Source organism: Rheinheimera sp. UJ51, assembly GCF_020819615.1.
GTDB lineage: Bacteria > Pseudomonadota > Gammaproteobacteria > Enterobacterales > Alteromonadaceae > Alishewanella > Alishewanella maricola.
Genome location: NZ_JAJHOG010000006.1, coordinates 66,561 through 85,285 on the forward strand (window position 1 = coordinate 66,561; position 18,725 = coordinate 85,285).

The window sequence follows — 18,725 nt, forward strand, 5'->3', positions numbered from 1 at the left end:
TAGGGTTTCATAATCAATTACAATAGGCCGCCTTATAAAAACCGCTGTATCCTACAGAAAAGCGGCATAGGCACACCGATTAATTCATTTTATTGAAGTAAAAGGCCTAATAATGACCCTATCACACGCAGAACAGTATCAAAAAAGCTGGCAGGAACGCCAGGAATACGCCGAAAACATGTTACCTATCATTGGTCGGCTTTATCGTAATAAAGGCATCGAGGTGGTCATCTATGGACGGCCTTTAGTTAATGCTACCACCATTGATATTATCAAAGCGCATAAAACAGTAGAGCGGTTCGAAGGCCAAAAATTACGCCTTCGTGAGAGTTTTCCGTTATTAGAAGCCATCAGTAAAATGAATTTGGCACCCGGTCGGGTAGATATTGGTAAATTGGCTTACGCCTATTTATACAAAGACAATGCAACAGGCCTAACGCTTGAGCAATATTTAGCTCAAGAGCTAGCGGATATTCTTGATCACGAAGATCAAGTGACACCCGTCGATGTTGTGCTCTATGGTTTCGGTCGAATTGGCCGCTTAGTTGCCCGCTTAATGTTAGAGCGTTCAGGCCCTAGCAGTAAATTACGTTTAAAAGCGATAGTGGTACGTGGTGGTAAAAAAGGTGACTTAGAAAAACGCGCCAGCTTGTTACGTCGCGATTCTATTCATGGCCCTTTCAATGGCAGCATTACTGTCGATGAAGAGAACCAAGGCATTAAAGCTAACGGTACTTTTATCAAAGTGATTTACGCCAACTCTCCAGAGCAAGTTGATTATACCCAATACGGTATTGATAACGCGCTGATCGTCGATAACACCGGTATATTTAAAGACGATAAAGAATTATCCATTCATTTGCAAAGCAAAGGTGCGGCTCGCGTATTAATTACCGCACCGGCTAAAGGTGAAGTACCGAACGTGGTATATGGTGTTAACCAGCATATGATCACGCCAGAGCATAAAATTGTTTCTGCAGCCAGTTGTACCACTAACGCCATAACGCCGGTATTAAAAGCACTGCAAGATGAGTACGGTATTCGCAATGGTCACGTAGAAACCGTGCATTCTTACACCAACGATCAAAACTTGATTGATAACTTCCACAAAGCCGATCGCCGTGGCCGTGCCGCACCGTTAAATATGGTGTTAACTTCAACGGGTGCCGCCAGTGCGGTGGCTAAAGCCTTGCCTGAGTTAAAAGGTAAGTTAACCGGTAATGCGATCCGTGTGCCAACGCCTAACGTGTCAATGGCGATTTTATCGTTAAACTTGAATCGTGAAACCAACAAAGATGAGCTAAACGATTTCTTACAGCGCACGTCACTGTTCTCTGAACTGCAAGATCAAATCGATTTTACCAGTTCAACCGAAATCGTGTCTTCTGACTTAGTAGGCTCGCGCTACGCAGGGGTAGTGGACTCGCAAGCGACAATCGTAGACGGTGATCGCTGTGTGTTATACGTATGGTACGATAACGAGTTTGGTTACAGTGTGCAGGTTACTCGCGTAATGAATGAAATGGCGGGTATTAAATACCCAACCTTGCCAATCGCAAAATAATTTTTGTGCCATTTAGAAAGCCCGCTGTTTGCGGGCTTTTTTATGTCTGTTGTTTGCTGTTGTGTCGAAATAGTTTAGCTAATAGCGTTGTTTAGTGATGGCAGCAGGATGCTGCTTAGAGCGAAGAACAGGCATTCCTGCTGCGCCAAAATGTTTATGCGCATGTCCGCAATAACGTATTAAAGAAACAACTTTTTCGCCGTTGGCGAGTAACTTTCTTTTGTTTCGCCAAAAGAAAGTCACCAAAGAAAATTCGACCCACGTTGCGGCTTGCAACGTAATGGGATTTAAAAGCGCATCAGACACAGGCGTATTTCGGTTTTAAGATTATTACTGCTTTGAGCGATCAACAGAAATACCTGCCACACCAAAATGTCTATGCGCATATCTTCAATAACTTATAAGTAAACAACGTTTTCGCCTACGGCGAAAACGTTAAGGGTCTTGTTATCTAACCCCGAAGCTACCACTGATTTCTTACTCAGCAGACCGGCATCTAAGAGAGATAAACAATCTTTCGTAAGTACTAAAAATTATCAGCAATCGCATTTAAGATTATGAGCTTTATAAACCCATAATTGACACTTTGTTGCCTATCAGCTAAAAGTGCGTATGGAAGCCTGAGACAAGATGAGAAAATTAGGCAAATATTTTCAGGTTTGACTTACCTCAGTTTACTAAAATACCCGCATGAAATGGACGTTTATGAAAAACACATTATTTTTTATTCTTGTATTATTCTCAACATCAGCATTTGCAGAACCCCTTAAACTATCTGGTACTTTAATCCTTTCAATTGAGAAGGGAACAATTGAAGCTGAACTAAAACTCAGCAACATCCCAAAAATCAAAAATTACTACATCTTTATTAACTCTGGTTTAAACATTGAATACTTTAGAGATAAAGACGATAGCTTCAATTATGCTTTCCGGAAAAAATACAATGAGGAATATTCATACGAAAGCTTCGGATACTATCTTCCTGATAATAGTGGTAAAGAAAAGTTTCTCCCGAAGTCACTAAGCTTTAAGTATACAGGTAAATTTCCTGTGATTTCAGATATGGATAAAGCAAGCCAACATGGTGACTGGAAAGGAAATATTGCATTTAACGGAAAAACATTAAGATCCGACGGGATGCAAGCATCGTGGTATCCAGTCCTTTATGACATTGATAAGGATGTCAGGTTTGATTCCGTGACATATGACATTGAGGTTAAATGTACTGATTGTAAATCAATTTACCTGAACGGTAGCTCGCCAGTTTCAGGCAAAGCAGGTAAGTTTATTAGCGAAAATCCTGTGGAATTAATGCTATTTGCAGGTGATTTCGAAATAGAAAAATCAAATGGCAGCTACTTCTTAAATACAGGACTTTCAAATGAGCAAATGGTTGATTTTGGTAACGTTATCTCATCATTTGAAAAATTTTATCAAGAAAAACTAAATCTGCCATATGGTGATAGTGTCGTATTCATACATACAACACCAATCTCTAAAAATAACAGTTGGCTTTTTGTAGCATACCCTAGCATTGTTAATGTAGGTCACCCTGAAGGCGGATTAAGTGATTTAATAAATGACGAAAAATCTAATTGGTTCAAGCCTTTTATAGCACACGAATTAGCGCATTATTATTTTGGTACTTATAGAAAGTTTAATTCTGAACTGGGTGATATGTTGTCAGAGTCATTCTCAGAATATATATCTCTAAAACTTACAAAAGAATTGATCGGTGAAGATGTCTTTAACAACATCGTCGACAATAAACTTAAAGAGTTAATAAATGCCAAACTGATACCGATTAGCGAAATAAAATCTTCAAGTGGCTATGGTGATAGAAACTTGTACTTTTACACATATGCCCCGACAAATTGGATCAAATTGGAACATGTTATTGGTGAGGAGAATATGTGGAGATGGATAAATAAATTACTTACGGTTGAAAGCGAATTTACTGATTATGACTTTCTAATAAAAACCTTAGGTGATGTATTAAATGATAGAGCATTACTTGAAGTTATTGAGTCCAATTATTTTTCAAAAATTACACCGTTTGATAGCAACCACTAAAGTGGCATTAAACACTTGTAAACTTCTGCTTTTGGCACAAACAAGCTATTCAGCTAAGCGAATACCGCTCTGGCTTTTTATTCCCCTTAGAGCGAGCCGACTGATCATCGTTGGCCAAGGTTTTAAGAAAACGGGTGTTTGAGTGCGGCGACGAAGTGCCGCGCGAGTTACGTTTTCGCCTTGGACAACGCATGAGCAGTTGGGCTTTCGAGCGGAAGTGGGGTCGCATTTTCTTTGGAAACTTTCTTTTGGCGACGCAAAAGAAAGTATCTCGCCAACGGCCAAAACGTTAAGGGTCTTGGTATCTAATCCTGAAGCTACGCTTTCGTTGTAAACACATTGCTCTGGAGAACCCAGTCAGCTAAGCTCTTAACTTAATTAGAAAGTTAAAGATTTAAACTATGACTCCTATTGAGCTTTCTGACAAATTTCGCGGCATCTTTAACTCCACCTTTACCTTTATTGGTTTTTTAAACACCGACGGCGTGTTGCTTGAAGCAAATAATACTGCCGTTGAAGTTGCGGGTATCACACATGACGATGTCATTGGTAAGTACTTCTGGGATTGTTATTGGTGGCAATCCTCAACCTTAGAGCGTGAACGCTTGCGCGAAAACTTTGCAAAAGCGCTTTCAGGACAGGCCGTTACCTACGAAGCAGAAGTTCTAATTAAAGACGGCGCTCGCACCACGATATTATTTAGTTTAAGGCCAGTAAAAAATAGCCAGGGTGACGTGATCTTTATTATTCCTGAAGGCAGCCCTATTCAGCAATTGGTTGATGCCAGAACCAGGATGGAGGCAATTATTGATGGTGCAAATGCTGCTGTCTGGGAGTGGAACTTGCACAAAGATGAGATGCGCATTGATAAGCGATGGGCAGAAATGCTCGGTTTTACCCTAGAAGTTCTAACCCCTTTTTCATTTAAACAATGGTTAGACTTAATTCATCCTGCCGATAAAGATTTGGCAATAAAGCAGCTTGAAGCTTGCACTAAGATGGCGGCACACTCTTACGAGATGCATTATCGGGTAATGCACAAGACGGGCAAGTACATTTGGGTGGTTGATAGAGCAAAGCTGTTTGATTTAACCAAAAATGGCTCTTACGATTCGCTTATCGGGACTCGACAGGATATAAGCCAACTTGCCTCTTATCAGGAAAAGTTGCGCGTTGTTGAAGATACGTTTAGTAACAGCTTTTATCATTCCGGTATCGGCATGGCATTAGTGTCCACTGAAGGTCAATGGTTAAAAGTGAACCCAGCCCTTTCTAACATGCTGGGTTATACCGAAGCTGAATTTTTACGACTGACATTTCAAGATATTACCCATCCGGACGATCTTCAAGCCGACCTAGAACTCTTATATGAGACCATCGATGGAAAACGAGAAAGCTATCAGATGGAGAAGCGATATCGCCATAAACAGGGGCATTTTATCGATGCAATTCTGTGTGTCTCAACCGTGAGATCCGAAGACAGCAAGGTACTATATTTTGTTTCACAAATAATTGATATTAGTGAGCGAAAACACGTTGAACGCTTAAAAAACGAGTTTATCTCAACGGTCAGCCACGAACTTCGAACACCGCTAACGTCAATTTTAGGCAGCATTAAGTTGATTTTGTCTGGCAAATTGCTCTCAACGCAATCTCTACCTGCTAAGGTCAGTTATTTACTAAAGATAGCTCAAGAGAATACTGAACGACTGGCCTTTTTAGTCAATGATCTGCTCGATATAGAAAAAATCTCTGAAGGCAGAATGACGTACAATCTTATACCACATCAACTAGTTGACCTGATTGAGCAAGCCATCAATTCAGTAGCTCATTATAGTGAGCATCTGCTTATTAAGGATTTTTCTCCTGCTGCAGCTCAAGCTGTTGTCAACGTTGATGAACATCGTTTTATACAAGTGGTTATTAATTTGCTTTCCAATGCAATCAAGTTTTCATTGGCTAAATACCCTGTCAAAGTTCAAGCCACGATTACAGACGGTTATGCAAAAATTTCTGTCGAAGATAAGGGTATTGGCATTTCAGAAGCGTTTGTACCACACGTATTTGAAAAATTTTCACAAGCGGATTCAGGTAACATCAGAAGCGTCAAAGGTTCAGGTTTAGGGCTTGCCATCAGCAAGGCTCTGATTGAAGGAATGAATGGCCATATTGGTTATGAATCCGTGGAGGGGCAAGGTAGTACCTTTTGGATTTTACTGCCCATAAACTAAAGCAAAACCCGCTAAATGTATCTCAGTCAGTCGCTGCTCAAAATGCAACTATGGACTTCCCAGCTTTTACAAGACAGTTAGAGTTCAGAGTTTTCTGTGGCTTCCAAAGCATCGTGCACATTAATCCGTAAATAGGTTAGGGCTTGATTAAGAGGGTTGCGCAAGTATCAGTTGAACATACTTGGTATTTGCTAAAACCATTACTGTTCAGGCTTTTATTCCCCTTAGAGCGAGCCGACTGATCATCGTTGGCCAAGGTTTTAAGAAAACGGGTGTTTGAGTGCGGCGACGAAGCATAGCGCGAGTTAGCTTTTCGCCTTGGACAGCGCATGAGCAGTTGGGCTTTCGAGCGGAAGTGGGGTCGCATTTTCTTTGGATACTTTCTTTTGGCGACGCAAAAGAAAGTATCTCGCCAACGGCGAAAACGTTAAGGGTCTTGATGTCTGCCCCCGAAGCTACCGAAGCTATTCAGGTTGGCGAAATTAAGTGCCTGTGGTGGTGTGAATTTGCAACTAGTGGTAAGAACGTTTACAAGTGAGTGGTTCTTTGAAGGTGATTAACCAGCAGAATGCGAGAATGCAGAACAAGGCAATATAAAATATCAGAGGAAACAACAGCAAACAAACGAGGTAAGTAGAAACAGGAATGGCAGAAACAAAAAAGGCCAGCAAGCTGACCTTTTATACTATCTCAAATCGAGAAGCGCGTTATAAAAGTACTATTACAGTACAGTTACGTTAGCAGCTTGTGGGCCTTTTTGGCCTTGTTCGATTTCGAAAGCAACACGTTGGCCTTCGTTTAAGGTTTTGTAACCTTCAGTTTGGATAGCACGGAAGTGAACGAAAGCGTCAGCGCCGCCGTTGTCTTGAGTGATGAAACCGAAACCTTTATCTGCGTTGAACCACTTTACTACACCAGTTACTTTAGCCATGAGAGACTCCTAAAAATTTTAAAAAGTTATTTAACGCGAAATGCGCTTTTAGCCTGACTGTTACTTATGTGGCCAAACGTGCGTGAATCTTCAGGACATGACTTACAAGCGAAGCTGTGTAGCGAAGTTTTCAAAAACAAGTTGTTACATAGGTCTGTACTACAGGCCGGAAAGCACTATAACAGGTCTGAGCGGAATGTATAGCTTTATCGGATAATAAATCGTTAAAACAAGCAGAAATAAAAAAGCCGGTAAAAAATACCGGCTGTATGCTCAGACTAAAGGCAACGCTAATTAGGCACCAATAGCGGTTTCTGGCGCTACGTAAGCCAGTTTTAACGCGTCAGCAACACTTTCGTTGGTTACTAAGCCACGGTACACGTTTAGACCCGCTAACAGATGCTTGTCATCTTGTAAGGCTTTTTTGTAGCCTTTGTTCGCCAAACGAATAATGAAAGGCAGGGTGGCATTGTTCAAGGCGAAAGTAGAGGTACGTGGTACCGCACCTGGCATGTTCGCAACACAGTAATGCACAACTTCATCAACAATATAAGTTGGATCGGCATGGGTAGTGGGTTTTGAGGTTTCCACACAACCGCCTTGGTCAATCGCCACATCAACAATAGCTGAGCCTGGCTTCATGCGTTTGATATGGTCACGGGTAATCAGCTTAGGCGCGGCTGCGCCTGGAACTAATACACCACCAATCACCAAATCAGCGGCTAAGACTTCTTGTTCTAAGGCATCAGCAGTTGAGTAAATGGCCTTAACTGCGCCGTTGAACTGAGCGTTAATGCGGCGTAATACATCCACATTACGATCCAGTACGGTAACATCTGCACCTAAACCTAAGGCCATTTGCGCCGCGTTAGTACCCACCATACCGCCACCGACAACCACGACTTTAGCGGGTGCAACACCAGGTACACCGCCTAATAACATACCGCGACCAGCACAAGATTTTTCTAAAGCACGAGCACCGGCTTGAATTGACATGCGGCCAGCCACTTCTGACATAGGCGCTAATAACGGTAAACCGCCTTTATTATCGGTGACTGTTTCATAAGCGATACAAACCGCTTTTGAATTGATTAAATCAGCAGTTTGTTCTGGATCCGGCGCTAAGTGCAGGTAAGTGAACAGAATTTGGCCATCACGTAACATGGCACGTTCAACGGCTTGTGGCTCTTTTACTTTTACAATCATGTCTGCTTGTGCGAACACGTCAGCCGCAGTCGCTAATACAGAAGCACCGGCAGCTTGATAATCTTCATCGGTAAAACCGATACCCATACCGGCTTGTTGTTCAACCAACACGCTGTGGCCATGGCCAATCAGTTCGCGAACGCTTGCTGGCGTCATGCCGACACGGTATTCATGGTTTTTGATTTCTTTAGGTACACCGATAATCATATGTTTCACCTTGGTTCAGTTGAGTAATATTTTTAGGAAGTATAGCGGCAAAAAACCAGAATTACTGCTTGTTTTAAGTTTGCTAAATAGTGCAATATGCTGTTTATGGTTATAAGTCGGGATTTTATGCTGCTATGTATTCTTTAAGTAAGAGTATCAAGAAGTTAGATAGGATTGATCGAAAAATATTAGTCGAATTACAACTCGATGGTCGTTTAGCCAATGTGGAATTAGCCAGAAGGGTAGGGCTTAGTCCTACGCCCTGTTTAGAGCGAGTGCGAAAGCTAGAATCTGAAGGTTATATCTTGGGCTATACCGCGCAAGTTGACCCACACAAAGTGGGGGCCGCATTATTGGTTTTTGTTGAAATAACGCTAAGCAAAACCTCGCCGGAAGACTTTGATGAGTTCAGTAAAGCGGTGCAAAAGTTATCAGAGATCCAAGAGTGTCATTTGGTATCGGGTAGCTTCGATTTTTTACTGAAAACCCGTGTTGCAAATATGGCGGCATACCGAGAGTTATTAGGGGAAACCTTACTCCGTTTACCCAGTGTGCGCGAAAGCCGTACCTATGTGGTGATGGAAGAGGTGAAACAAAGTAGTTTTGTGCCGATGGTTTAAGCTAAGTTATTGGCTTTATACAGCTATCATTCAGCGAAAAGCCGTTACGCTATGCCTGACATAGATGCACTTTTACCCCAGCTCTGGTAACCTAGTCGCGTCAGTGGCGACAGGCAGTCGTGACTGAGCGCTAGTGGCAATTCATGGTATGAAACCGGCGTTGCGTAGCCAAGTGTGATGACGAATTTAGGGGCCTCTCTTTTGCAAAGCAAAGTGTTTTTCACGTTAAATGGAGTACAGCGATTATTAGAAGTGGGGCTGATAGTTTTTTCTGGCCTGGCACTTTTTATGTTGCTGTCACTGTTGTCTTTTGACCCAGCCGATCCGAGCTGGTCACAAACAGGCTATCATCAACAAATTAATAATTATGCTGGGCGCAGTGGCGCTTGGTTAGCCGATGTGTTGTTGGTCAGTTTTGGCTGGGTAGCCTATTTGCTGCCTTTTGTGGTGGCGTTAACCGGTTATCTGTTGTTTAAGCGCTACCATGACTTATTACAACTCGATTATTTAATTCTAGGCTTACGTTTATTTGGTGTGTTGTTGACACTGTGTGCGGCAACAGCCATTAGCAGCATGAATTTCAATGATATCTATTATTTCTCTTCCGGTGGCGTGTTAGGCGATCGGATAAGCGGTAATTTGCTGCCGTATTTTAATTTTATTGGCACCAGCCTGTTATTACTGTGCGCCTTTGCCACCGGCTTGACTTTATTAACCGGTATTTCTTGGCTAACCGTGGCGGATTATTTAGGCGCACAATGTTTTGCCCTGTTTAATCTTGTGCTGAATTTTCCTCAATTCTTGGCCGAGCGGCGAGCGGCCAATGCCGAGCGCAAAGCTGAACTGGAACGAGAAGAAGAGCTCGCGCCACCTACCAAAGCCATCGCCAAACGCGCGCGTATAACTCGGATGCCTGAGCCGATTGACGATGATATTGATTTTAGCGAGCCGCCAGAAAGTGTCGATCCGCATTTTTCTTTTAGTGATGATAATGTGCCAGCCATTAAACGCAAAGAGCCGCTGCCTATCCGGCCATTGAATGAACGAACTGAAAGCAAAGCTTATTACAGTGTTGACACCTTGGCGGATGATCAACTGTCTTTTAGTGCGGTGGATGATCCCTTTGATGCAGAACATGTTACCAGCACCTTCAAATATATGCAGCAAGAGGAAGAACTGGATCCGTTGATGCAGTTCCCGCCAGACGAGGATGACGCGGTTGATGACAGTGAAGAAGTCGCGCACTCGCTGGAAGAGTTACCGTCTTTAGCCTTATTGGATCGCCCCGATAAAGCGATTAATCCGATTGACCCCGCCGATTTAGAGCGTGTGTCGCGCTTAGTTGAAGCCAAGCTATTAGATTTTAATGTTGAAGCGCAAGTGGTCGGTGTTCACCCTGGCCCAGTCGTCACCCGTTTTGAATTAGACTTAGCCCCTGGGGTTAAAGTGAGTAAAATTACGGGTTTAGCCAAAGATTTAGCACGCTCATTATCCGCAATCAGTGTTCGTGTTGTGGAAGTTATCCCAGGTAAAAGCTTTATCGGTTTAGAGTTACCGAACCAGCATCGAGAAATTGTGCGTTTATCTGAAGTGATTGGCGATGAGATCTTCACGGAGTCCAAATCAGCTTTAACCATGGTGTTAGGCAAAGATATCGCCGGTAAATCAGTGGTGGCCGACTTAGCCAAAATGCCGCATTTATTAGTGGCCGGTACAACCGGTTCGGGTAAATCAGTAGGGGTTAACGTGATGATTTGTAGTTTGTTATACAAATCAACCCCTGATGATGTGCGCTTCTTAATGATTGATCCCAAAATGTTGGAATTGTCGATTTACGAAGGTATTCCGCATTTATTAACCGAAGTGGTTACCGACATGAAAGACGCCGCCAATGGCCTGCGTTGGTGTGTGGGTGAAATGGAACGTCGCTATAAATTAATGTCAGCCTTAGGTGTGCGTAACTTAAAAGGCTACAACCTTAAAGTTAAAGAAGCGGCTGCCGAAGGCGAGCCACTGAAAGACCCGCTATGGAAACCCTCTGATGATATGCGCACTGAAGCGCCATTATTAGAGAAATTACCGGCTATTGTCGTGGTAATCGATGAATTTGCCGACATGATGATGATCGTCGGTAAAAAAGTGGAGGAGCTGATTGCTCGTATCGCGCAAAAAGCCCGGGCCGCGGGGATCCATTTAATCCTGGCGACACAGCGTCCTTCCGTGGATGTGATCACCGGCTTAATTAAAGCCAACATTCCTACCCGCATTGCCTTTCAGGTGTCGTCAAAAATTGACTCGCGTACCATTCTGGATCAGCAAGGGGCCGAAAGCTTATTAGGGCAGGGCGATATGTTGTATTTACCGCCTGGTTCCGGTGTGCCAACACGGGTGCATGGTGCTTTTGTTGATGATCATGAAGTTCATGCGGTAGTCGCAGATTGGAAAAAACGTGGCAAGCCTCAATATATTGCTGAGATTTTAAGTGGCGAAACGACTGAAGAGAACTTATTGCCTGGTGAAACACTCGAAACGGAAGACGGCGAATCGGATCCTTTATATGATCAGGCGGTTGCTTTTGTTATCGAATCGCGTCGAGCTTCGGTCTCTGGCGTACAGCGCAAGTTTCGGATCGGTTATAACCGTGCTGCACGGTTAGTAGAACAAATGGAAAGTAGTGGCGTTGTCAGTGCGCCGGGACACAATGGTAATCGCGAAGTCGTGGTACCTGCGCCAAATAATAGAGGGTATTAATGAAAAAAAGTGCAGTGGTCGTTTTGCTCTTAACCAGTTTAACCGCAGCAGGGTTAACCTCTACGTTATCAGCGCAAACGGTAGAAGTCGTGGCACGACCTGATTTTGCGCCACATATGCAGGCATTACGGCAACAGCGCATGGCGAGCGAAGATGCCAGTCAGCCCTTGATGCAGCAACTGGCGAAAATTAAGAGTTTTTCCGCAGATTATCAACAGCGAGTTTATGATATTCAGCAGCAATTGTTGCAAGAAGGTCAGGGTAAGTTGGCGTTAAAACAACATGCGCGTTTTCGTTTTGAAAGTGAAACGCCAGAGCAGTCATTGTTAGTCAGTGATGGTAAAACCTTGTGGTTTTACAACGAGTTGCTTGAACAAGTCAGTATTTATGATGCCAACAGTGAAGTGGGTCAAACGCCTTTTGCACTGCTCACCTCTACGGATAAAGCGTTATGGCAGCAGTATCAAGTGACGCAGCAGCAACAGAGCTTTTTTATACATCCTCTCGATGCCGGTAATCCGGTGCAGCAACTGATGCTGACCTTTAAAGGGGATCAGTTAGTTGAAATGCAAGTTATTGATATCAACCAACAACAAAGCGTTTATTTGTTTAGTAAGATCAAGGTTAATAGCAGTATTGCCGATAAGCTGTTTACTTTTACCGTGAGCAAAAATTTAGATGTTGATGATCAACGTCAGCGTTAATTTCTACAGTTGCTTGCCTGATGAGTAGCTTACCTTTCGATTTTAATGACAACTTGATGCCGTTGGCCGCGCGCATGCGGCCACGTACTTTAGAGCATTATGTTGGGCAGCAGCATATCGTGGCGCCGGGTACACCGCTCTATCAAGCGATCCTCGCGGGACGCGTTTTTTCGTTGATCTTGTGGGGGCCGCCAGGCACCGGTAAAACCACCCTAGCTGAAATTATTGCCAGTCATGCCAAGGCTAGCATGCAGCGACTTTCTGCGGTAACTGCCGGTGTGAAAGAGATCCGTGAAGCCATTAGCGAAGCGAAATTACGCCAGCAGCAGTATCAACAGCGCACCTTATTGTTTGTTGATGAAGTACATCGTTTTAACAAAGCCCAGCAAGACGCTTTTTTACCCTTTATCGAAGATGGCACTATTATTTTCATCGGTGCGACCACCGAAAACCCCGCCTTTGCGTTAAATAACGCTGTGTTATCTCGCACTCGGGTGTGCGTGTTAAAACCGTTAACCGATGCAGATTTAAAGCAGGTATTAACACGTACCTTGCACAGCCACCCTGAGGGGTTGGCTGCGCTTAAACTCAGCTTAAGCCCTGCTGCTGAGCAGCTATTAATTCAATTAAGTGCCGGCGATGCGCGGCGTTTATTAAACATTTTAGAGCAATTAGCTGAGCTGGTGCAGGATGCCACCATCAGTGTTGAGCAAGTACGGCAAATTGTGCCGCAACAATTACCGGGTTTTGATCGTGAAGGTGAATTATTTTACGACCTGATTTCTGCTTTTCATAAATCCGTACGCGGCTCCGATCCGGATGCCGCCTTGTATTGGTATTGCCGTATTTTGGCCGGTGGCGGCGATCCACTTTACGTTGCCAGACGTTTGCTGGCCATTGCCAGTGAAGATATTGGTAATGCCGATCCTCGCGCGCTGACCTTGGCTAAGGATGCTTGGGATACCTTTCAGCGGGTGGGGCCAGCCGAGGGAGAGCGGGCTATCGCACAAGCCGCGGTGTATTTAGCGCTAGCGCCAAAAAGTAATGCGGTTTATCAAGCCTTCAATGACATGAAGCAGTTAGTGGCCAGCCAAACGGATTATCCCGTGCCGCTGCACCTGCGTAACGCGCCCACTCAGTTACAAAAACAATTGGGGCATGGGGCACAGTATCGCTATGCCCACAACGAACCCGGTGCCTATGCGGCGGGCGAGCGCTATTTACCTGCAGAGCTTTGGGGACAACAATTTTATCACCCCTCTGATCGTGGCATGGAAAAACAATTGGCAGAAAAGCTACGCTATTTACGTGAATTAGACGCCAACAGTAAAAACAAGCGTCAGCCTTGAGGAAAATCAAGGAAAAGCATTTCAATTTGCCGCGACGCTGGTTAATATTCTGACCTATTCGATTAATTGCCACCCTCGGGTTGGCCACAAGAAGTTATTACTATGTTAGATCCAAAATTTCTTCGCGCTGAGCTAGCGCAAACTGCCGAACGTTTAGCAACGCGTGGTTTAACGCTAGATGTTGCCACCTTAACTGCTTTGGAAGAACAACGTCGCGAATTGCAGATGCAAACGCAAGATCTGCAAAACTTACGTAACACTAAATCAAAAGGCATTGGTCAAGCTAAAGGCCGCGGTGAAGACATTACACCACTGTTAGCTGAAGTGGATGGTTTAGGCGCACAATTAGATGCAGCCAAGTTACGTTTGGATGCGGTGTTAGCCGAATTAGACAGAATTGCCTTAAGTTTGCCAAATTTACCGGATGCATCTGTACCTGTCGGCGCCGATGAGCAAGCCAATGTTGAAGTGCGACGTGTCGGTGAGCCGGCAACATTTGCTTTTCCGGTCAAAGATCATGTGGCCTTAGGTGAGGCCTATGCTGAAGGCTTAGATTTTGAAAGTGCCGTAAAACTTTCAGGCTCGCGCTTTGTGGTGATGAAAGGGCAAATGGCCAAACTGCATCGTGCTTTAGCGCAATTTATGTTAGATGTGCATACTGAACAGCATGCCTACACCGAGTTGTACGTGCCTTATTTAGTGAATCACGACAGTTTATATGGCACCGGCCAGTTACCCAAATTCAGTGCCGATTTATTTCATACTCAACCGGCGACCGAGGAAGGTCAAGGTATGGCGTTGATCCCTACGGCAGAAGTACCGGTGACCAACTTGGCGCGTGACAGCATTGTCGATGTAAACGAGTTACCGATTAAATATACAGCGCATACCCCTTGTTTTCGTAGTGAAGCCGGCTCATATGGTCGTGATACGCGAGGCCTGATCCGCCAACACCAATTTGATAAAGTAGAATTGGTGCAGTTGGTGCATCCAGAACTATCAATGGCCGCATTAGAAGAGCTGACGGGCCATGCCGAGAAAATCTTACAACTGCTCGGCTTACCGTATCGGGTCATGTTGCTTTGTACTGGCGATATGGGCTTTGGTGCCTGTAAAACCTATGATTTAGAAGTGTGGTTACCGGCGCAAAATACTTATCGTGAAATTTCGTCTTGCTCAAACATGGGCGATTTCCAAGCTCGTCGCATGCAAGCACGTTTCCGTTCAGCAGAAGGTAAAAAGCCAGAGTTGCTGCATACTTTAAATGGCTCAGGTTTAGCGGTAGGTCGCACCTTGGTAGCGATATTAGAAAACTATCAACAAGCCGACGGCTCAGTGGCTATTCCTGCCGTGTTACAGCCTTATATGGGTGGCAAAACGCACCTGCGTTAAACCGGCCTGTTATAAGCACTTGGCTGGTTTGGGTAAACCGGCTAGCCGAGTGGCTTGTTTAGCAGGGCCTTCTGGAAACAACATAAATAAATATTTACTACTGCCTTTTTCAGGGCCAAATTTGGCGGCCATGGCTTTGACTAACATCCGCACTGCGGGTGAAGTATTAAATTCCTGATAAAACTCTCGCACAAAGCGGATCACCTCCCAGTGCGCCTCGGTTAAGGTTATCTGCTCTAATTCTGCAAAACGCTCTGCTACCGACGGCTGCCAATCAGACATCTGCGCTAAATAACCGTGTTTGTCTAATGCGAGCTGCTGATCGCCTACTGTCAAAAATGTCATGCTCATACTGAGTTTCAATCCTTAATAAAACCTGGCGTTAACGCCATAAGATGCTTTTATTCGCGGCTGCCGTTAATTGCACCCATTCTTGTGCGTTGATCAGCTGAATATGCGCTGGCTTGGCCAGATTACGCCATGCTAGATCACTCGATAAAGCCAGCACCGTGCACGTAAAAGGCAATGATGGCTGTAACACTAGGTAAACGGCATCTTGGCGCAAAAGTACGGTATCAGCTGGGGTACAGAGCTGGGCTAATTCGGTTAAATCTGCTGCGGGGTTAATAAGATTAAACAGTAGCATGGCTTAGCACCTTATTACCTGATCGGCCGCGCGCATCAGGGCGGTTATGGCTGTCGGCGTAATAGTTTGAAATCCGGGAGGCAGCCGCAAAGCGGTCAGACCGCGTTGTGTTAATGCTTGCTGGCAGACGAAGCACTGTTCAATGTCGTATAAACCAAATAAACCAAAGCTTTTATACACCGGCTTGATGGGCAGTGCTTTTAACTCAGCAGGGCTGACTAATTGAAATACGGCGTCTGCCATAAAGACGACACTGAGCTGATAATCCACGGCGGCTAAAGCCAAGGTTAAATCGAGCGCTTCACGAGCGCGGGCTTGATTAAACGGCGACTGCGTTTGCAGTATCAGGATATGTTGCATCAGAATTGCACCAATTTACTGTTGGCCAAACGCATAGCAAACTCGGCCAAGCCAGCCGCTTGAAAAAGGCTATCATTCGCTGCTTGCACACCGCGTTTCTCTGCCGCGGTAATGCAATATAACAAGGGCAGTTGTTGCTGCTGACAAAATTTGGCTAATTCCGCTGCCAAATTACGTTCATCTGTGGGTAAGTCGATCGTTGCTGCGGCTGCGAATACGGCATCTTCATATAAAAACACCTGCTCAATGCTGTAGCCTGCGGCTAAAGCCGCTTTGGCAAATTGCAGAGCACTATCAAAGCTTTGACAAGCAAAGGGGTTTTGAGTCAACAATAAACTAAAATGAGCCACGGTAGTTTCTCTTAATAACGGCATTAGTGCACTGGGCACAGCACAGTAGGGCGCGGCTAAAAAAATACCCCGCTTAGCGGGGTATTTTAACTAAATTACGACTGAGCAGCAAAAGCTTAGTCGTCACCACCCATAATGCCTAATAAGCTTAACAGGTGCACAAAGATGTTGAACACGTTTAGGTATAACGAAACGGTTGCACGGATATAATTTGTTTCACCACCGTTGATGATACGGCTGGTATCAAACAAGATTAATCCTGACATAATCAAAATAACCACGGCACTGATGGTCAGGCTTAACGCTGGGATAGCTAGAAAGATATTTGCTAAAGCAGCAACCAACACCACGATTAAACCAATCATTAAAAAACCGCCCATAAAAGAGAAGTCTTTACGTGTGGTTAAAACATAAGCCGATAAACTAAAGAAGATCAGCGCAGTACCGGCTAAGGCTTGCATAATTAACGCTGGGCCATTAGCTAAACCCGCATACATTGACAACATTGGGCCAAGTGACGCGCCCATGGCGCCTGCAAAACCAAATACCCAGAAAATGCCGCTAGCAGAGTCTGCTTTTTTGTTAACAACAAATAGCATAATAAAGCCTGCGATCATGCAGACTAAAGAAGCCATCGGGGAAATGTTCATGGCCATGGCAATAACGGCGGTTACCGCGCTAAAGGCTAAGGTTAAACCTAGCAAAAAGTAGGTGTTGCGCAATACCTTGTTGATTTCAACACCATGACTGAGTGTGTTGATATTACTGGTTTCTCTGTATGACATAAATGTCTCCTATTACCGAGTTTTGTAAAGTTACTGAGTGCATAATACTGTTAAAGTTCCGTTATAACTAGTGCTGGCTGCACGAAAAAACGGCAGTTAGAATTATTTTAAATTTTTTGCTTTATTTTCCAGAGCAAAGTGATTAGTATACGCAGCGCTGGAGGGATGGCAGAGCGGTTTAATGCACCGGTCTTGAAAACCGGCGTAGGTTAATAGCCTACCGAGAGTTCGAATCTCTCTCCCTCCGCCATTATTCTGAAAAGCCACCCTAGGGTGGCTTTTTGCTTTCTTACGTTGCAGTTTAACGTTAGGTTCAACATCACGCTGTTGCAAACCAGAATAAACCGCGACGACGACAATATAGCGTTAGGTTTGTAACGTTTGCCCGCCATTTGCTGAAATTGTCGGCAGTTAGTTTAGCGAAGTAAAATTAACGCTTTACAAAGTGCAGCCAAGTTTTTAATATGCCGTCCTGTAACGCGGAGGGGTGGCAGAGCGGTTTAATGCACCGGTCTTGAAAACCGGCGTAGGTTAATAGCCTACCGAGAGTTCGAATCTCTCCCCCTCCGCCACGCAGCTTCCTTTACCCGTCTAGCTAAATACCTCATTATTTTTTCATTGAACTATACTCGCTAAATAAACTTAATCGCTATATAGTAGTTTTTGCGCTAGAAGCCTTTGATTTCGCTTGTTAATTTGCACCGATTTCAGAAACATTTAATGGTTTGCAGATGCAACGCTTTCTGGCACACTAAGCAGCTGCTTTGCTGGTTATTGTTAATTTCACGCAAAGCGATGACACCGTAGTTAGCCCTTAAGCGGTTAGCTGGAAAATTAATTTAGCGCCTAGCTGTGGATAAATCCGCCAGCTACAGGTGATAACCCGCATAACGGAGAAGCCAAGTTGATTAACGTGCTGTTAGTTGATGATCACGAGCTTGTTCGGACTGGTATAAGTCGCATACTAATGGATGAGCGCGGTATCAAGGTGATAGGCGAGGCCAGCTCCGGCGAAGAAGCCTTACAGTTTTGTCGTCAAAACGAACCTGATGTCGTGTTGATGGACATGAATATGCCCGGTATGGGTGGCATGACCGCGACCAAGCGCATTCTGCATTATTGTCCAGATGTTAAAGTATTGGCTTTATCTATTTCTTGTGAAGAGCCGGTACCGACCAAAGTGATGCAATTAGGTGCCGCCGGTTTTATCTCAAAAAATACGCCACCGAAAGAAATGGTGATGGCGATTAAAAAAGTGTATTCCGGTGTGCGACATATCTCCGATGAAGTGGCGCAAAAAATGGCCTTGGCTAAGGTCAATAATCTGCAACCTAATCCTTTTGAAGGTTTATCTGATCGTGAATTACAAATCATGATGATGATTACCCGTGGTCAAAAGGTGACCGATATCGCTGATCAGTTAAATGTCAGTGCAAAAACGGTGAATTCATATCGTTATCGCATGTTTGAAAAACTGGCGATTAATGGTGATGTTGAACTGACTCATCTAGCGTTTCGACACGGCATGATAGATATCGCTAAGATTGCGCATTAAC

At 44.3% G+C, this 18,725-nt stretch carries 16 protein-coding genes, 2 tRNA genes and 2 pseudogenes; 12 read left to right on the plus strand and 8 right to left on the minus strand.

What is annotated here, in order from left to right; genetic code table 11:
* Nucleotides 1–112: 112 nt before the first annotated feature.
* A complete protein-coding gene (locus LMJ53_RS09580) occupies nt 113–1,564 on the plus strand; it encodes a glyceraldehyde-3-phosphate dehydrogenase (protein WP_226750990.1) in 1,452 nt (483 codons plus the stop codon).
* Between the two features lie 78 nt (nt 1,565–1,642).
* Here LMJ53_RS09580 and LMJ53_RS09585 read toward each other — a convergent pair whose 3' ends face one another.
* Nucleotides 1,643–1,870, minus strand: coding sequence for a hypothetical protein (locus LMJ53_RS09585; protein WP_229585857.1), 228 nt, complete (start codon nt 1,868–1,870; stop codon nt 1,643–1,645).
* A 399-nt stretch (nt 1,871–2,269) separates the two neighbouring features.
* Here LMJ53_RS09585 and LMJ53_RS09590 point away from each other — a divergent pair, with 399 nt between their 5' ends.
* Nucleotides 2,270–3,637 carry a hypothetical protein gene (locus LMJ53_RS09590; RefSeq protein WP_229585858.1) on the plus strand — a complete coding sequence of 456 codons (1,368 nt, stop codon included), beginning with the start codon at nt 2,270–2,272 and terminating at the stop codon, nt 3,635–3,637.
* Between the two features lie 401 nt (nt 3,638–4,038).
* Nucleotides 4,039–5,868 (plus strand): PAS domain S-box protein, encoded by a 1,830-nt coding sequence (locus LMJ53_RS09595; RefSeq protein WP_229585859.1) that lies wholly within the window; start codon nt 4,039–4,041, stop codon nt 5,866–5,868.
* Nucleotides 5,869–6,589: 721 nt separating this feature from the next.
* Here the strand turns inward: LMJ53_RS09595 and cspE are convergent.
* A complete protein-coding gene (gene cspE / locus LMJ53_RS09600; RefSeq protein ID WP_027670166.1) occupies nt 6,590–6,799 on the minus strand; it encodes a transcription antiterminator/RNA stability regulator CspE in 210 nt (69 codons plus the stop codon).
* Between the two features lie 294 nt (nt 6,800–7,093).
* Nucleotides 7,094–8,212: an alanine dehydrogenase gene (gene ald, locus LMJ53_RS09605; RefSeq protein ID WP_229585860.1), complete on the minus strand. Its 1,119-nt coding sequence runs from the start codon at nt 8,210–8,212 to the stop codon at nt 7,094–7,096.
* Nucleotides 8,213–8,346: 134 nt separating this feature from the next.
* Between ald and lrp the strand changes: the two genes are divergently transcribed.
* The 6 genes and pseudogenes from lrp to serS all read left to right on the plus strand — a co-directional run bounded on the left by lrp (nt 8,347) and on the right by serS (nt 15,028).
* Nucleotides 8,347–8,832: a leucine-responsive transcriptional regulator Lrp gene (gene lrp / locus LMJ53_RS09610; RefSeq protein ID WP_226751455.1), complete on the plus strand. Its 486-nt coding sequence runs from the start codon at nt 8,347–8,349 to the stop codon at nt 8,830–8,832.
* 288 nt (nt 8,833–9,120) lie between these two features.
* Nucleotides 9,121–9,522, plus strand: a pseudogene (locus tag LMJ53_RS17145) (DNA translocase FtsK 4TM domain-containing protein); the annotation flags it as partial.
* A gap of 327 nt (nt 9,523–9,849) precedes the next feature.
* A pseudogene (locus LMJ53_RS09615) lies at nt 9,850–11,583 on the plus strand (DNA translocase FtsK); the annotation flags it as partial.
* Nucleotides 11,583–12,287, plus strand: a complete 705-nt coding sequence (gene lolA / locus LMJ53_RS09620; RefSeq protein ID WP_229585862.1) for an outer membrane lipoprotein chaperone LolA — start codon at nt 11,583–11,585, stop codon at nt 12,285–12,287. The pseudogene LMJ53_RS09615 and the gene lolA, both read left to right, overlap by 1 nt.
* Before the next feature lie 20 nt (nt 12,288–12,307).
* Nucleotides 12,308–13,636, plus strand: coding sequence for a replication-associated recombination protein A (locus LMJ53_RS09625; protein WP_229585863.1), 1,329 nt, complete (start codon nt 12,308–12,310; stop codon nt 13,634–13,636).
* 102 nt (nt 13,637–13,738) lie between these two features.
* Nucleotides 13,739–15,028 carry a serine--tRNA ligase gene (serS, locus tag LMJ53_RS09630; protein WP_229585864.1) on the plus strand — a complete coding sequence of 430 codons (1,290 nt, stop codon included), beginning with the start codon at nt 13,739–13,741 and terminating at the stop codon, nt 15,026–15,028.
* 9 nt (nt 15,029–15,037) lie between these two features.
* Here the strand turns inward: serS and LMJ53_RS09635 are convergent, their stop codons facing one another.
* The 5 genes from LMJ53_RS09635 to LMJ53_RS09655 all read right to left on the minus strand — a co-directional run bounded on the left by LMJ53_RS09635 (nt 15,038) and on the right by LMJ53_RS09655 (nt 17,169).
* Complete coding sequence (locus LMJ53_RS09635; protein WP_267867490.1) at nt 15,038–15,379, minus strand: TusE/DsrC/DsvC family sulfur relay protein; 342 nt, start codon at nt 15,377–15,379, stop codon at nt 15,038–15,040.
* A gap of 31 nt (nt 15,380–15,410) precedes the next feature.
* Nucleotides 15,411–15,674: a DsrH/TusB family sulfur relay protein gene (locus LMJ53_RS09640; protein ID WP_229585865.1), complete on the minus strand. Its 264-nt coding sequence runs from the start codon at nt 15,672–15,674 to the stop codon at nt 15,411–15,413.
* 3 nt (nt 15,675–15,677) lie between these two features.
* A complete protein-coding gene (gene tusC / locus LMJ53_RS09645) occupies nt 15,678–16,034 on the minus strand; it encodes a sulfurtransferase complex subunit TusC (protein ID WP_229585866.1) in 357 nt (118 codons plus the stop codon).
* Nucleotides 16,034–16,408 (minus strand): DsrE/DsrF/TusD sulfur relay family protein, encoded by a 375-nt coding sequence (locus LMJ53_RS09650; protein WP_229585867.1) that lies wholly within the window; start codon nt 16,406–16,408, stop codon nt 16,034–16,036. The genes tusC and LMJ53_RS09650 overlap by 1 nt, the downstream gene beginning before the upstream one ends.
* 92 nt (nt 16,409–16,500) lie before the next feature.
* On the minus strand, nt 16,501–17,169 hold the full coding sequence (locus LMJ53_RS09655) for a Bax inhibitor-1/YccA family protein (protein ID WP_229585868.1): 669 nt from the start codon (nt 17,167–17,169) through the stop codon (nt 16,501–16,503).
* Between the two features lie 159 nt (nt 17,170–17,328).
* Here LMJ53_RS09655 and LMJ53_RS09660 point away from each other — a divergent pair.
* The 3 genes from LMJ53_RS09660 (at nt 17,329) to uvrY (ending at nt 18,724) form a co-directional block, all read left to right on the plus strand.
* Nucleotides 17,329–17,419, plus strand: a tRNA-Ser gene (locus LMJ53_RS09660).
* A gap of 231 nt (nt 17,420–17,650) precedes the next feature.
* Nucleotides 17,651–17,741 (plus strand) — tRNA-Ser (locus tag LMJ53_RS09665).
* A gap of 332 nt (nt 17,742–18,073) precedes the next feature.
* Nucleotides 18,074–18,724, plus strand: coding sequence for a UvrY/SirA/GacA family response regulator transcription factor (gene uvrY, locus LMJ53_RS09670; RefSeq protein WP_226751465.1), 651 nt, complete (start codon nt 18,074–18,076; stop codon nt 18,722–18,724).
* Nucleotide 18,725 lies beyond the last annotated feature (1 nt).

Coding starts and splice junctions, on each gene's coding strand:
- LMJ53_RS09580 (WP_226750990.1), top strand. CDS start 113: ATGACCCTATCACACGCAGAACAGTATCAAAAAAGCTGGCAGGAACGC.
- LMJ53_RS09590 (WP_229585858.1), top strand. CDS start 2,270: ATGAAAAACACATTATTTTTTATTCTTGTATTATTCTCAACATCAGCA.
- LMJ53_RS09595 (WP_229585859.1), top strand. CDS start 4,039: ATGACTCCTATTGAGCTTTCTGACAAATTTCGCGGCATCTTTAACTCC.
- cspE (WP_027670166.1), bottom strand. CDS start 6,799: ATGGCTAAAGTAACTGGTGTAGTAAAGTGGTTCAACGCAGATAAAGGT.
- ald (WP_229585860.1), bottom strand. CDS start 8,212: ATGATTATCGGTGTACCTAAAGAAATCAAAAACCATGAATACCGTGTC.
- lrp (WP_226751455.1), top strand. CDS start 8,347: ATGTATTCTTTAAGTAAGAGTATCAAGAAGTTAGATAGGATTGATCGA.
- lolA (WP_229585862.1), top strand. CDS start 11,583: ATGAAAAAAAGTGCAGTGGTCGTTTTGCTCTTAACCAGTTTAACCGCA.
- LMJ53_RS09625 (WP_229585863.1), top strand. CDS start 12,308: ATGAGTAGCTTACCTTTCGATTTTAATGACAACTTGATGCCGTTGGCC.
- serS (WP_229585864.1), top strand. CDS start 13,739: ATGTTAGATCCAAAATTTCTTCGCGCTGAGCTAGCGCAAACTGCCGAA.
- LMJ53_RS09635 (WP_267867490.1), bottom strand. CDS start 15,379: ATGAGCATGACATTTTTGACAGTAGGCGATCAGCAGCTCGCATTAGAC.
- LMJ53_RS09640 (WP_229585865.1), bottom strand. CDS start 15,674: ATGCTACTGTTTAATCTTATTAACCCCGCAGCAGATTTAACCGAATTA.
- tusC (WP_229585866.1), bottom strand. CDS start 16,034: ATGCAACATATCCTGATACTGCAAACGCAGTCGCCGTTTAATCAAGCC.
- LMJ53_RS09650 (WP_229585867.1), bottom strand. CDS start 16,408: ATGCCGTTATTAAGAGAAACTACCGTGGCTCATTTTAGTTTATTGTTG.
- LMJ53_RS09655 (WP_229585868.1), bottom strand. CDS start 17,169: ATGTCATACAGAGAAACCAGTAATATCAACACACTCAGTCATGGTGTT.